Genomic DNA, 14,209 nt, shown 5'->3' with positions numbered 1-14,209 from the left:
GGAGGGACACATGCCCAAGTATGCCATTGGCGTAGATTTTGGCACCGAATCGGGACGTGCAGTGCTGGTAGATATCACCAACGGACAGGAAATCGCTACAGCAGTATATACCTATGCGAATGGTGTAATCGACGAGGTTCTTCCTGAGTCCAACCTCCGCCTAGAACCTGACTGGGCATTGCAAGACCCGGAAGATTACATCAGAGTGTTTCAAAATGCCATTCCCGCCGTTCTTCAACAAAGCGGGGTAAATCCCGCCGATGTTATTGGAATAGGGATTGACTTTACCGCGTGTACCATGCTTCCCACCCTGAAAGATGGCACCCCTCTTTGCGTTCTTCCTCAATACCGGAATCGCCCGCACGCATGGGTTAAACTATGGAAACACCACGCCGCACAGCCTGAAGCCAATCGCTTGAATGAAATAGCCACCGAACTCGGATATTCTTTCTTGAATCGGTATGGAGGGAAAATCAGTTCGGAGTGGTTTTTTCCAAAGGTTTGGCAAATCTTGAACGAAGATCCGGAAATTTATTTTGCTGCAGAGCGTTTCATTGAAGCGGCAGACTGGGTAGTCTGGCAACTCACAGGCGAAGAAACCCGCAATTCCTGCACTGCTGGCTACAAAGCCATCTGGTCCAAACAGGAAGGCTTCCCTCCCAGAGAATTTTTCCGTGCCCTCGACCCACGCCTGGAAAACATTGTAGATGAAAAAATGTCCCGGCAGATTGTCTCCATTGGACAATGTGCGGGGTACCTGACTGAAGAAGCCGCACGCTGGACCGGACTGAAGCCTGGAACTGCTGTTGCCGTGGCAAACGTTGATGCCCATGTCTCGGTACCTGCCTCAACTGTGACAGAAGAAGGCAAAATGGTGATGATCATGGGAACTTCGATTTGTCACATGGTCTTATCACGAAGTGAGCATTTTGTTCCAGGGATTTGCGGATACGTGGAAGACGGAATTATTCCAGGCATTTTCGGTTATGAAGCCGGGCAATCCTGTGTGGGAGACCATTTTGGGTGGTTTGTGGAACAGTGTGTACCAGAACACTATCAGCAGGAAGCCCGCCAGCGAGGAGTGGACATTCATGCCCTCTTAGAAGAAAAAGCCGCCCAGTTGAAACCTGGCGAAAGCGGTTTGCTGGCTCTGGACTGGTGGAACGGGAACCGCTCCGTTCTGGTGGATGTTGACCTGACCGGTATGATGCTTGGCATGACCCTGTTAACCAAACCGGAAGAAATTTACCGCGCCTTGATCGAAGCCACTGCCTATGGTACTCGGGTAATCATTGAGACATTTGTCCATCATGGGGTTCCAGTTAACGAATTGATTGCGACGGGGGGGTTACCCGACCGCAACAAATTGCTGATGCAAATTTACGCAGATGTCACCGGGCGAGAAATCCGCGTTGCTGCCGCACATCAAACCCCAGCGTTGGGTTCAGCCATGTTTGGCGCCGTAGCCGCCGGAAAATCGGCAGGAGGATACGATGATATTTTCGAGGCAGCAAAACACATGGCTCACCTGCGTGATGAAGTATACCGTCCTATCCCGGAACATCAGCAAGTGTACGATAAACTTTATCAGGAATACTTAATTCTCCACGATTATTTCGGGCGAGGCGCAAACGATGTCATGAAACGATTGAAAGCCTTGAAAGCCTCCATCAGGGGAAAGGTATAGTCTCATCCTGCACAAACTTTTGTACCGCTAGCAGTTTTTAAGGAATACCCATGTTGCTACCCAATCTCCGCGAAGAACTACTTTACCTGCATTTACAATTACCCAAGAACGGCTTGGTTACATGGACAAGCGGAAATGTAAGCGTGCGAGATGTATCCACGGGATGGGTGCTGATCAAGCCTTCAGGGGTTTTTTATGAAAATCTTCATCCGGAAGATTTCATTCTTCTCGATCTTGACGGGAACGTTCTGGAAGGATCCCTGAAACCTTCTTCGGATACAGCAAGCCATCTTTATATTTACCGGCATCGCCCGGACGTAAATGGCATCGTACATACTCACTCCCCTTATGCAACGGCTTTTGCAGCCGTAGGCAAAGCCATCCCGGTATATCTCACAGCACAAGCGGATGAGTTTGGAGGAGCCATTCCATGCGCGGGTTTAGGTTTGATTGGCGGAGAAGAGATTGGAAAACTGGTTGTAGAGACCATTGGAACATCCCCCGGATGTCTTCTCCAGAATCATGGCGTTTTTACCATTGGGAAAGATGGAAGTTCTGCAGTTAAAGCCGCTGTGATGATTGAGGATATTGCCAAAACGGTTTGGCTGGCAATGCAGTTGGGAACTCCAATCCCTATACCGGAAGACATGGTTCAGAGACTCCATCAACGCTATACCCGGGATTATGGGCAAGGGTGAGCATTTACCATTTTTTCTTAATTGGAGCACCTGGCTATCTCTTCATGCCAGTCCTGCGTCTCTAAAGAAATACGCTTTGTTATCGCTGCTTCTCTTTTTTACCTACCAGGGTCTGGCATGGGGATTTTATCAGCTGAATGAGCAACAAGGTCTTCTGGAACTGGGATGCGCCCCACATTTCCTGCAAAGTCCAATAGGTGCCCTTAGCATTGAAGGGGCTATTTCTCTCAGACAAAGCCTTACTGTCTGGACACTTATCTTCCATGGTGTTTTATCCCTGTTTCGGCTAGTCCCGGTATTGACTTTCGGGGTATGGCTGAGCATGGGATTGACTTATTTTTTCGGAGTGCGTCTCCTTGCTCCCAAAATGAACCGCCTGTTGCTGGTATTCCCTGCGCTCTATGTTGTTTCTGAGATTCTACAAACGATCATTGCTTTCTGGATCTTGCTTTTGCCTGAGATTGAATTAGGAAAAGGAGTGCCGTGGTTCAACCTGTTTCAACGTTTCAGTTTATGGCTTGGGTTCGCCAGTTTGGGGCTCGTTCTGATTGGCTGGCTTTTGTGGAGAATTTTTGAGTTTATCCTTCATCACACCCCTTAGAAGCATTTTTTTCTTATTTCAATAACAGGAAGATTGAGGCACATGGCTCCCAATCTTCCTGTTTTTTACAGCGAAACCCGGTTTCAATCACTCGCCTGATAGGGATTCACATCAGGGATTCCGGGCTTGACAAACCGACGCATGGGGAAATAAATCAATGCTCCCAAAGCCATAAATGCCAGTGCCCAGCCAATTGAGGCAAATCCTTCTTCCAAGTATTGACTCACAATGGCCAAAAGAATAATCGAGACAGGACCAAGTGTTACCAGAATCAGCCCTCCAATTCCTCCAGGAATGGCTTGCCTTGGGATGTCAGGACGGGTAATGCGTAGTTTCCATAAAGCCGCGAACTCCGCAAGAATGACCAGCGTCTGCAAGAACACATCAGCGACAACCAGGAAAGAGAATGCCTGCCAGGAAAAGATGGTGAAAATCACCCCCACGAGCAGGATAGCAATCCAGGGAGTACCAAAACGTGAATGAACTTTGAGTAAAAAAGGCGGAAACATACCATCCGCCGCTAAAGCAAAAGGAATACGACTGCCCCCCAAACTGTTTCCTACAAACAAGCCGATCATGCTCAAAATTGCCGCTATCGTCAACAAAGTTCCCATCGTGCGCCCCAGCGATTCTCCTCCAACGATTCGGCCAACCACGTCGCCAATCTGTGGGAATTCCCATCCTGAAAGACTGGTAGGATCAACACCCCACTCAACCAGGCGGTTACGCACTTCCATCACGGCAGGAACATTGATTTCAAAAAGATTGACCTGAGCAACAGACACCCCCTTTGCATTAGCCGTCTGTTCATATGCCTGAGAAAGTGTCTCCTCATCCACAAAATTGCTAATAATTCCCACTTCGCGATTTTCGGCTTCAATTCCCCAAACCTGCCAGCGTCCTTCAGCACCTGCCCCTCCATACAAACCAGCCACTACCGGAAGAGCATAAGTCAGGATGGTAGCCACAAGGGTCAATGCCATAGCCCGAGGGTAAGTCTTGCGCGGATTGACAATTTCATCGCCTGCCACAGCAGGTAGTTCCCACCCCATAAAGTTCCACATCACGACAAACAAGCCCGTGCTGAAAGCACCCATTAAGGATTGACCCTCTGGTAAGAAGGGGAGTGGGGCTGTCATCCCGGAACGAATCCACTGAAAGATGCCCAGCACAGAGAGCAAACCCAGTGGGAGTAAAACAAAAACACCTAACCAATTCGTAAATAACGCGGATAAACGTGCTCCGCGAATCTGCAAGTAACTAATTGCCCATGCTCTGTTGCAATCATGGTTGAAATGTGGTAAACATACGGTATGACCACACGAGAAAGCAGATACGTCCGAGTGGCGAGGATCGCCTACCGGCTTGCCAAACAAGCATTACCGATGTATTCACATGCCAAGAGTCCCCATCACTTCACGTTGCCGCAGTTGGGGGCCTGTGTTTTGTTGATGTTCTACCTGAATCTCAGCTATCGCGACATGGAAGAATGGCTGCTGGCAAGCGATGCGGTTGGTAAGGAGCTGGAATTACCGCGTGTTCCCGATCATACGACCCTGCAACGTACCTACGCCAAGATACGCAAAGCGGATTGGATGCGCATGAACGAGACCTTGCTCGAGGAAATCGGACGGCCTGAAGAAGAAGGGGTGGCTGCCGATAGTACCGGCTTCTCACCCGGCCCGGCCAGTTCTTACTACCAAAGCCGTTCGGGAAAAGCCTATCGCCACTGGGCGAAGGGCGTTTATGCCGTTGGAATTGTCTCGCAATTCATCCTTGCGATGCAATCCGGCTGGGGTCCAGGTAGCGATGCCCCTTATCTGGGCTATCTGCGCCGCAAAGCCAGGCGGTTTGCCAAACGTCGGGCTTGGGTCTTGCTGGCCGATTCAGGGTTCGATGGTCGGACTGTCCGGCCTCAAGACTTGATTCCACCCGTTCGGCGAGGTGGAAATTTGCTGGCCCCTGAACGACGAGCAAGAAGCGAGCTTGTCTCTGCGGCTCGCCTGGATGGTCTCTATGGTCAACGCTGGAAGACCGAAACCGTGAATTCGGTCATCAAGCGCAAATTCGGGCAAGCCATCCGCTCGCGGAAACGCAGCCTGCAAAACCGAGAACCGATTATCAAAGGACTGGTCTACAACATACACCGCTAGGTGTATCTCTTCCTAACCTATCTTTGCAACAGAGCAAATTGCCCAAATAATCAAAGCCGCAGTGAGCCAACGGAGGACCGGGCCAGAAAGAAAAATCCCGCCGATCATAGCACCGCTATCCAACGCAGGAATGAAATAAGAAAGATATGCTCTGTTGCAATCATGGTTGAAATGTGGTAAACATACGGTATGACCACACGAGAAAGCAGATACGTCCGAGTGGCGAGGATCGCCTACCGGCTTGCCAAACAAGCATTACCGATGTATTCACATGCCAAGAGTCCCCATCACTTCACGTTGCCGCAGTTGGGGGCCTGTGTTTTGTTGATGTTCTACCTGAATCTCAGCTATCGCGACATGGAAGAATGGCTGCTGGCAAGCGATGCGGTTGGTAAGGAGCTGGAATTACCGCGTGTTCCCGATCATACGACCCTGCAACGTACCTACGCCAAGATACGCAAAGCGGATTGGATGCGCATGAACGAGACCTTGCTCGAGGAAATCGGACGGCCTGAAGAAGAAGGGGTGGCTGCCGATAGTACCGGCTTCTCACCCGGCCCGGCCAGTTCTTACTACCAAAGCCGTTCGGGAAAAGCCTATCGCCACTGGGCGAAGGGCGTTTATGCCGTTGGAATTGTCTCGCAATTCATCCTTGCGATGCAATCCGGCTGGGGTCCAGGTAGCGATGCCCCTTATCTGGGCTATCTGCGCCGCAAAGCCAGGCGGTTTGCCAAACGTCGGGCTTGGGTCTTGCTGGCCGATTCAGGGTTCGATGGTCGGACTGTCCGGCCTCAAGACTTGATTCCACCCGTTCGGCGAGGTGGAAATTTGCTGGCCCCTGAACGACGAGCAAGAAGCGAGCTTGTCTCTGCGGCTCGCCTGGATGGTCTCTATGGTCAACGCTGGAAGACCGAAACCGTGAATTCGGTCATCAAGCGCAAATTCGGGCAAGCCATCCGCTCGCGGAAACGCAGCCTGCAAAACCGAGAACCGATTATCAAAGGACTGGTCTACAACATACACCGCTAGGTGTATCTCTTCCTAACCTATCTTTGCAACAGAGCAAGAAAGATAAGTAACCGCAAGAACGGGATAAATAGCTACATCAAGCCATGAGACCACCCAGTTATTCCACCCGGCAAGAAAACCGGCAAAGGGTCCAAAGGCTTGTTTAACCCAATGATAATACCCCCCTTCCACCGGCATCATGCTATTTAGTTCTCGCACCATCAGCACATTTGGCAGACTGAAAACAAGGGGGGTGATAGCGATTAAGAGCAAAGCCAATCCCGGTCCAGAATAACCAATAAGGGGCTCAATTCCAAACGAACCGCCACATACCGTGAAATATAGCAAACCAAACAAAGGAAGTAAGGTCAATTCTCGCTTCAGTTTCTTTGTTTCGGCTTTGACAAAAGAGGCTTGCGACTGGTCTGCCACGGTGATCCTCCTGAGAAAAATGAGAATGGGTTCAATTTTACAGAAAAAACAAAAAAGCGGGGAATTTTCCTCGCTATTTTGTCAAAAAGTTATTGAATGTATGTTTCCAATTCCTGAAGTACTTTTTTCAAACAATCTCGTGCCTGACAAATCAGGTCGGTCACAGAACGAGGGAAATCACCGGTCAGATTTTCGTAAGCAATTAGTTCCACTTCCTCCAGCACCGATGCCAAGCCCAAAGCCCCCAGATTGGCACTGGTGGATTTCAGGGTATGGGCATTTCGATGCACAAGTTTCCAGTTATCTTCTGCTACCCCTCTCTCAATGCCTTCGAATAACAAGCGTGCATCTTTTATATAAATACTGACTACATTCCGAAACGCATCCTTCCCTCCCAGCATTTCCTGCCATTTCCGTAAGGTTGGCAGATGAAGGACTTCGCCAGTGTTTCTCCAATCTATTTCTTCGGATTGTGCCTTTAAGATAAGATTTTTTTTCTGGAAAATATCTATAACTTCCTGTAACTCGCTCATTTTCAACGGTTTGATTAATATGGCATCCATACCATCGTCAATGTAATGCTTGAGATTTTCCTGAGATTCATCCGCAGTAAGAGCCACAATAAATGGCTGATCTTTCAGGGGAAGTTCTGCACGAATTCTGCGACATACTTCTGAACCGTCTATATCAGGTAAAAAAATATCAAGAAACACTACCTTATAAGGATAACTTTCCAGGAGAGCCTTTTCCTTAACCATTTTCAGGGCCTGTTGCCCATTGCCGGCAAAGTCAGGCTGAAACCCCAGTTTTTGCAACATCATCATTGCAACCCGTTGATTGACCGGATTGTCCTCAACCAAAAGAACGGGGATTTTAGAGTTGTGTTCCATATTTCCTGGATACTTTCTTTTCTCAATTCTAAGCGTAAATCTACCAAAGAGAAAAGAACAATTCTTTATTTTATGAGTTTGTAATCAACTTGCAACAAAAAAGGCGGAGCCTCCTCCGCCCTGATAAAGATTATTTCGACCCATCAAGCAATTTTTTGCACCACTTCGACACCATTTAACGCCATATGGTACAGGAAAATCCCATGGAATACATCCCCAGGATGCGCCATTAAACCCTGCACACGAGCCACTTCTACAGGCAAATCATAGGTATCTACACAATCCACCGGCACAATCACCCTGCGATTCAACTGACGGGCATTTGCATCCAAACGAAGATGCATGGCTAATTGATAGGTACATAAATCCGTGCAGTCCCCCACTACAACAAAAGTATCCACCTCAGGATGCGCCTGGATCCAGTCATTCAAAGGGGTATTTAACCCGGAGTGGATGGAATTTTTGGGGATTTGCACCATGGATGAGAAAAATGGTAAGGCCTTAAATTCATCTACTGGCTCTGCTTCTGCAGTGCCCCTCACACAGTGGGGAGGCCATTGAGCAAACTCTACTGCATCGGGCTCATGTGTATCCTGGGTCAGCACAATATGGCGCACTCCCAGACTCCATGCTTTTTGGAATAAGTCCACAATGGGTTGAACAATCCGCGCCACCCGAGGACTGGCAAGGGGGCCAAAAGCACAAAATCCATTGATGACATCGACAGATACGATGGCACACTTCTGAGGTTTTTCAAAGACTTCTCGGGCTTGTACAACAGACAACCCTGCCAGCCATTCATCCAGATATGCCTGCCATTCTGCCCACTGAACCGATGGAGATTGTGTTGTCATCTTATCCTCCTTATTTGGTGTATTTTTTACACTAAACCTGATATAATTTTAGCCTTCCCGATAGAAAAGTCAATGGTTTGTTTTCTCTAAAACTAAAACAAAGAAAAATAGAGAGAATTTACCGCTTATAACCTGAATCATCACAACCGCTTAATAGAAATCTATTGACTTTTTAATTGGAATTGGTAACAATATATACATCACAACATCATATACGTGCATTTTTGTGGAGGCGTTAATCCACAGGATGAGTTTGGTCGCTCATCTGTCAAACGGGCAGAGAAATTCTGTGGGGAGTCAATAGCGAAACCGGTCCTGAGGATGCCGGTATTTCTATTCTCAGAAAGGGGAGTGAAAAATAAACATATGAACGAGCCTGTTACTTTACCACTGGATCAAACTCAACCTGGGATCGACCTGGATGAGATTACCAAAGCCTCACGGCAGACGATTCTGGTTGTGGAAGATGAGCCAGATACCGTTTTTCTGCTCAAGCAAATTTTGCGGATGGCTGGATACAATGTCTTAAGCGCTGTAAATGGGTATGAAGCCATCCAGAAATGTATGGATATTCATCCTGATCTCATTCTGCTCGACTTGATGATGCCCGAAATGGATGGCTGGCAGACGTACCAGTACTTGCGCGAAGCCACTGACGTCCCGGTCATCGTTATCTCTGCTATTCATAACAAGGAAGATGTGGTACGTGCACTCCGTATTGGAATGGATGATTACATCACCAAGCCATTTGTCAATGCTGAAGTAGTCGCACGAGTGCAAGCAGTACTTCGACGCGCCCGCCCCACTAAACAATCCGATCGGCTAGTCTTTCCTCATGAAGGGCTTATCATCAACTTCACCACCCAGGAAGTTATCTATCAACAAAAGCACATTCAACTGACCGGCAAAGAGTTTGCCATTTTGGCCTGTCTGGCAAAGCATGCTCCTGAAGTGGTTCATTACAAGACCATTGCCGAAGAAGTCTGGGGAAAGGATTCCCCACAGGTTCGCAATCGGATTAAGTACTTGATTTACCTGCTACGCCAAAAACTTGGAAACGTCATTCAAACCCCAGAATTGATTCAAAATATTGATCGTTTAGGTTATAAACTCCTTGTCACGCGATAAATATATCATATGCATTACAGTTTGTTTTTTTGAATATTTTTTGTTTAGAAAGCAGTTGACTATTTCGATTCTTTGTATTACGATTATGACTGTAATTCTCTTTTAAGGGAAGGTGTGTCCATGAGTAGGTTAAGAAGAAATATGCTTGGCCGTTTATTCAATACCTCGGGAATATTGTTTTTATTGGTAGGTATTTTCCTCTCTATCTTAAGTCAGCCCGTTATGGCATCGGATACAGGTCCAATCGGAGGGTTTTCCGGTCAGGAGATTGAACTCCCTACCGAATCGCCACCCGTAGAAGACGGCGACATTCTCACAACAACCATCCCCCCACGAATCGAACTTCCCCCCGTAGATAAATTAAAACCTTCTCCTGTTCTTGCCACACTCGTTACAACTCCCACCCCAAGACAACAGGAAACTGCTATTCCCCCTGTTATAGTTCCCCCCACTTCACAACCCACTCTGCAACCCCGCTCTACACTCTTTGTGCCGCCTGTGATTCAAGCCGCTCCTCCCCTCAATTTGTCCCCCATCTGTGGTTATGTTGAAGATACCACCCAATTGTGGTTAGTGTATAACCCCAATGCCTTTGTAGTCAATTTCACATGGGTGACAAACCTGGGAGAAACCGGTTCTGGAACCGTTGGACCCAACTCTTTTGCACAATTTATTACCTCCAGTTCTGCGAGCACAGTTTCGTTGTACGTGGATGGAGAGCTCTCTACCAGTTCACCCAACACTCCTCCCTGTAAAACTTACTTAAGACTGAGTTATGTTTGTACTGAAAACGGCATTAACTGGTACGTGACTAACAATAATGATCTGATTAACAATCAACCCTTCACATGGATCCTCGACGGAACTATTTCCGGAAGTGGAGTGATCAATTCCTTCCAAACTGTGCTGGTGACCACTTCCTCATTTGGTGCTCATACCCTGAGCCTGACCTGGGATTATCAACCTGAGGGTCCCCGAACTGTATTCCTTTCCACAACGATTGAGTCCTGTGGCCTACAGGAAACTTTTACTCCCACCTCAAGTCCTTCACCTACTCCCTCAGTGACACCTACCTTCACCGCTACCCCCACCGACACGCCAACATTCACACCTACTTTCACCGCTACCCCCACCAACACGCCGACGTTCACACCTACCTTCACCGCTACCCCCACCGACACGCCGACATTCACACCTACCTTCACCGCTACCCCCACCAACACGCCGACATTCACACCTACTTTCACCGCTACCCCCACCGACACGCCGACATTCACACCTACTTTCACCGCTACCCCCACCGACACGCCGACGTTCACGCCTACTTTCACCGCCACCCCTACCGACACGCCGACGTTCACGCCTACTTTCACCGCCACCCTCACCGACACGCCGACGTTCACGCCTACTTTCACCGCCACCCCCACCGACACGCCGACGTTCACGCCTACTTTTACAGAAATGCCTACTGAGACACCATCCCTCACACCTACGAACACACAAACTGCTACAGAAACTACAACCTTTACACCAACCCCAAGCACCACCGTAGAAATCACAGCCACATCGGTCACGCCGACAAGCACCCCAACCGCTTCACTAACTCTCCCACCACCTCCTCCTAACGACCCCACACGCACACCCACGCGAACTTCACCACCTCCTCCAGACAACCGTCCTTCAGTAACACCCTCTGCAACGCCTGAGGGGGGAGTGCTTATCCCTGTAACAGGTTCTTCCCTGTTGGGACCACGCGGAATCATCACTGTTGTTTTGATCGGCATGGGCTTGATTTTCCTGCTGGTTGGGTTTTTCCTTTCAAGGCCCGCCAAATCTCGCATTTAGTTCAACTTACAAATCATGAGGGAGGGATATAAGTCCCTCCCTCACCACCAAGGTCACAGTAACAATGTTAAGAAAACTGACACGCTGGATCTTTCTCGGAATTGGAACCACTTTCCTGATTTTGGGGTTATGGAGTTATTCACGTCCTGTGCCAGCGAACGCCTCTACTGAAATTCTCCAGGCATTGGGTGAAGAATACGATCCATATTTGATCCAGGTCATTGAACCTTCCACGCCTACTAACACCAACCTTCCAGATACTTATCAGTACGCTCTCAGTCCAAGCCTCATCGATCAGACTCTTGACAAAGCGTTAAACATCCCTGAAACCCTTATTGTGCCTGCTATCCAATTAAGAGCACCTGTCCAGGTAACCGGTAGCAGGAAAATACTTGTACGCAATACAGTCTATGAACAATGGTTGGTTCCAGACACCTTTGCAGCAGGATGGAATCCGTCTTCCGGCACACCGGGTTCAAAAGGGAATGTGGTGCTTTATGGGCATCACAACATCAATGGGGCTGTTTTCGCCCGTTTGTATCAGGTTCAGCGTGGGGACGAACTGATCGTGGTTTCCAGAGGGTTAGAGTTTCACTACAAGGTTACAGACATAGTAAAGATCAAAGAAAAAGATGTTTCATTTGCCCAAATGCTCCAAAATGCCGAATTGTTAAAAGATACAAACGAAGAACGCCTCACCCTGATTACCTGCTGGCCTCCCTACGAAAGTACCCATCGCTTAATTGTGATTGCAACGAACTCACCCTGAAAATATGTCTTCATTCCCCAATTCATCAAAATAAGTTTACAGAAATTGTTATAATTTTCTTATCAAGCACACACAAGGAGTCCGGGGCGTGGATAATCCTGTTTTCGATCCTCAAAATTTGGATTCACCAGATTTGTATCTGAACCGAGAATTAAGTCTTCTTGAATTTCAATTCCGCGTTTTGGATGAGGCTCGCGATCCCACCAATCCTCTGCTGGAAAGGGTGAAATTCCTTGCCATTGTAGGATCCAACCTGGAAGAATTTTTCATGGTACGGGTTGGCGGCCTAAAAATGCAAAAAGAAACCGGGGTGTTTGAGCTTCCGCCTGATGGATTAACCCCATCTCAACAATTAGCCGAGATTCGTAAAGTAGCACTGAAGTTGATGGAGAAAGCCGAAACAGTCTGGCGCGAAGAGCTGCTCCCGGCATTGAAGGAAAACGGCATTTATGTACTGGATTACCATGAACTCACCCCAAAACAGCGTGAAAATGTCAACGCTTATTTCCACGAAATCATTTATCCCGTGCTAACCCCGCTTGCCTATGACCCCGGGCATCCATTTCCACATATTTCCAACCTGAGTCTGAACCTGGCAGTCATGGTGAGAGGAAAGAATAATGTCAAGCGCTTTGCACGAATCAAGGTCCCGCCATCTCTTCCTCAACTTGTCCCGATCAAGCGCTCTTCTGGAAGCACTCGCAAAGATGGAACGTCCCCCAAGAAACACTATTTTGTCTGGATTGACCAGGTCATTCAGGCAAATTTAGCCCATCTATTCCCGGGCATGGAGGTGCTGGAATCGCACACCTTCCATGTAACCAGAAACTCCGACATGGAAATTCAGGAACTGGAAGCCCTGGACTTGCTGGACTTGATTGAAGAAAGCGTGAGGAAAAGACGCTTTGGGGCGGTAACCCGTTTGATGATTCACCCCAACATGTCGCCAGAAATACGGAAAATTCTCATCGAAAACCTCAAAGTCGAACCCAGTGAGATTTATGAGTTAAATGGGCCACTGGTGCTCAGCAATTTATTCGAATTAACCCGGATTGACCGGTATGATTTGAAGGATAAACCATTCTTCCCCGCCATACCCGAAGCGCTTAAGAAGGAACCTCTGGAAGATGAAAATCTCTTCCATGCCATTCGGCAAAAGGATATCTTACTGCACCATCCCTATGACTCATTTAATCCCGTCATTGACTTTCTGAGAGCCGCCTCACGCGACCCTCATGTTCTGGCAATCAAACAAACACTTTATCGGGTAGGGAAGGACTCGCCAGTGGTCCATGCCTTACTGGAAGCCCAGCGAGACTACGGAAAACAAGTGGCTGTGCTGGTCGAGTTGAAGGCGCGTTTTGATGAAGAAAGCAATATTGGATGGGCAAAAATCCTCGAGCAGGAAGGTGTCCATGTTATTTATGGATTGTTGGGATTGAAAACCCATTCCAAAGTTGCTCTGGTGGTCCGGCGGGAAGGAAACCATATTCGTCGGTATATCCACCTGAGCACCGGGAACTACAATCACATTACTGCGAATATTTATGAAGATATCGGAATGTTTACCTGTGACGAAGAAATCGGCGCAGATGCCACCGATTTATTCAATTACTTGACCGGGTATGCCTCCAGAGACACTTACCGGAAATTGCTGGTGGCTCCCATTAACCTTCGCCAACGGTTTGAATCCCTGATTCGGCAAGAGATTGCCCATCAAAAGTCAGGAAAACAGGGTTATCTGTTATTTAAAATGAATGCCCTGGTGGATAAGCCCATGATCCGCTTGCTGTATGAAGCCTCTCAAGCCGGGGTAAAGATAGATCTGATTGTAGACGCTGTAACAAACTTGGTGGAGAAAGGGAAAAAAAGGAAGGGATCCTGTAAGATATTGATATCACAACTCCAGGAGCCCTTCCATGAAGATTATACTCCAACTGCCACAGGTAAAACGAAAAAAGCCTGCTCGTCCGAAGCGCTGTCCATATTGTCAGGGGGAGACATTCCAGCGATGGGGAGTGGAGAAAAGGCGCATCGAGGATGTCAAAGTTCGTCATGTCGAGGTGGTGAGGTATCGATGCACACGGTGCAGGCGCACCTTTCGGGACTATCCGGAGGGGGTAGGCAATGGACGGCACAGTGAA

At 48.2% G+C, this 14,209-nt stretch carries 13 protein-coding genes; 8 read left to right on the top strand and 5 right to left on the bottom strand.

Going from position 1 to position 14,209, the window contains the following annotated elements; translation table 11 throughout:
• The first annotated feature begins 10 nt into the window (after positions 1-10).
• Genes ANT_RS06840 through ANT_RS06830 form a run of 3 tightly spaced genes read left to right on the top strand, consistent with a single transcriptional unit; the run spans position 11 to position 2,986 of the window.
• Entirely contained in the window at positions 11-1,687 is a 1,677-nt protein-coding gene (locus ANT_RS06840) for a ribulokinase (RefSeq protein WP_013559779.1), read from the top strand.
• A gap of 53 nt (positions 1,688-1,740) precedes the next feature.
• Positions 1,741-2,385, top strand: a complete 645-nt coding sequence (locus ANT_RS06835; protein WP_041455401.1) for an L-ribulose-5-phosphate 4-epimerase — start codon at positions 1,741-1,743, stop codon at positions 2,383-2,385.
• Positions 2,372-2,986, top strand: a complete 615-nt coding sequence (locus tag ANT_RS06830) for a hypothetical protein (RefSeq protein WP_013559777.1) — start codon at positions 2,372-2,374, stop codon at positions 2,984-2,986. Before ANT_RS06835 ends, ANT_RS06830 begins: the two co-directional genes overlap by 14 nt.
• A gap of 83 nt (positions 2,987-3,069) precedes the next feature.
• On the opposite strand, the gene ANT_RS06825 is transcribed toward ANT_RS06830, so the two are convergent.
• Positions 3,070-4,242 carry an APC family permease gene (locus ANT_RS06825; RefSeq protein WP_172634582.1) on the bottom strand — a complete coding sequence of 391 codons (1,173 nt, stop codon included), beginning with the start codon at positions 4,240-4,242 and terminating at the stop codon, positions 3,070-3,072.
• Between the two features lie 87 nt (positions 4,243-4,329).
• Between ANT_RS06825 and ANT_RS06820 the strand changes: the two genes are divergently transcribed.
• Together ANT_RS06820 and ANT_RS06815 are read left to right on the top strand one after the other, a co-directional pair.
• Entirely contained in the window at positions 4,330-5,139 is an 810-nt protein-coding gene (locus ANT_RS06820) for a transposase (protein ID WP_172634560.1), read from the top strand.
• A 219-nt stretch (positions 5,140-5,358) separates the two neighbouring features.
• On the top strand, positions 5,359-6,168 hold the full coding sequence (locus ANT_RS06815; protein WP_172634560.1) for a transposase: 810 nt from the start codon (positions 5,359-5,361) through the stop codon (positions 6,166-6,168).
• A gap of 12 nt (positions 6,169-6,180) precedes the next feature.
• Here ANT_RS06815 and ANT_RS06810 read toward each other — a convergent pair whose 3' ends face one another.
• The 3 genes from ANT_RS06810 to ANT_RS06800 all read right to left on the bottom strand — a co-directional run bounded on the left by ANT_RS06810 (position 6,181) and on the right by ANT_RS06800 (position 8,323).
• A complete protein-coding gene (locus ANT_RS06810) occupies positions 6,181-6,579 on the bottom strand; it encodes an amino acid permease (RefSeq protein ID WP_041454798.1) in 399 nt (132 codons plus the stop codon).
• Between the two features lie 89 nt (positions 6,580-6,668).
• Positions 6,669-7,469 carry a response regulator gene (locus tag ANT_RS06805; RefSeq protein ID WP_013559776.1) on the bottom strand — a complete coding sequence of 267 codons (801 nt, stop codon included), beginning with the start codon at positions 7,467-7,469 and terminating at the stop codon, positions 6,669-6,671.
• 143 nt (positions 7,470-7,612) lie between these two features.
• Positions 7,613-8,323, bottom strand: a complete 711-nt coding sequence (locus ANT_RS06800) for a cysteine hydrolase family protein (protein ID WP_013559775.1) — start codon at positions 8,321-8,323, stop codon at positions 7,613-7,615.
• A gap of 366 nt (positions 8,324-8,689) precedes the next feature.
• Here ANT_RS06800 and ANT_RS06795 point away from each other — a divergent pair, with 366 nt between their 5' ends.
• Positions 8,690-9,451 carry a response regulator transcription factor gene (locus ANT_RS06795; protein WP_013559774.1) on the top strand — a complete coding sequence of 254 codons (762 nt, stop codon included), beginning with the start codon at positions 8,690-8,692 and terminating at the stop codon, positions 9,449-9,451.
• 959 nt (positions 9,452-10,410) lie between these two features.
• Here ANT_RS06795 and ANT_RS17325 read toward each other — a convergent pair.
• Positions 10,411-11,235, bottom strand: a complete 825-nt coding sequence (locus tag ANT_RS17325) for a hypothetical protein (protein WP_155818041.1) — start codon at positions 11,233-11,235, stop codon at positions 10,411-10,413.
• A gap of 125 nt (positions 11,236-11,360) precedes the next feature.
• Between ANT_RS17325 and ANT_RS16220 the strand changes: the two genes are divergently transcribed.
• Positions 11,361-12,065: a sortase gene (locus ANT_RS16220; protein WP_013559772.1), complete on the top strand. Its 705-nt coding sequence runs from the start codon at positions 11,361-11,363 to the stop codon at positions 12,063-12,065.
• An 88-nt stretch (positions 12,066-12,153) separates the two neighbouring features.
• Positions 12,154-14,208 carry a polyphosphate kinase 1 gene (gene ppk1, locus ANT_RS06780; protein ID WP_049784839.1) on the top strand — a complete coding sequence of 685 codons (2,055 nt, stop codon included), beginning with the start codon at positions 12,154-12,156 and terminating at the stop codon, positions 14,206-14,208.
• Position 14,209 lies beyond the last annotated feature (1 nt).

Origin of the sequence: Anaerolinea thermophila UNI-1, assembly GCF_000199675.1 — a bacterium.
Taxonomy (GTDB): Bacteria; Chloroflexota; Anaerolineae; order Anaerolineales; family Anaerolineaceae; genus Anaerolinea; species Anaerolinea thermophila.
The sequence above is the reverse complement of the archived record's forward strand: the minus strand, read 5'-3'. Positions and strand labels throughout refer to the sequence as shown.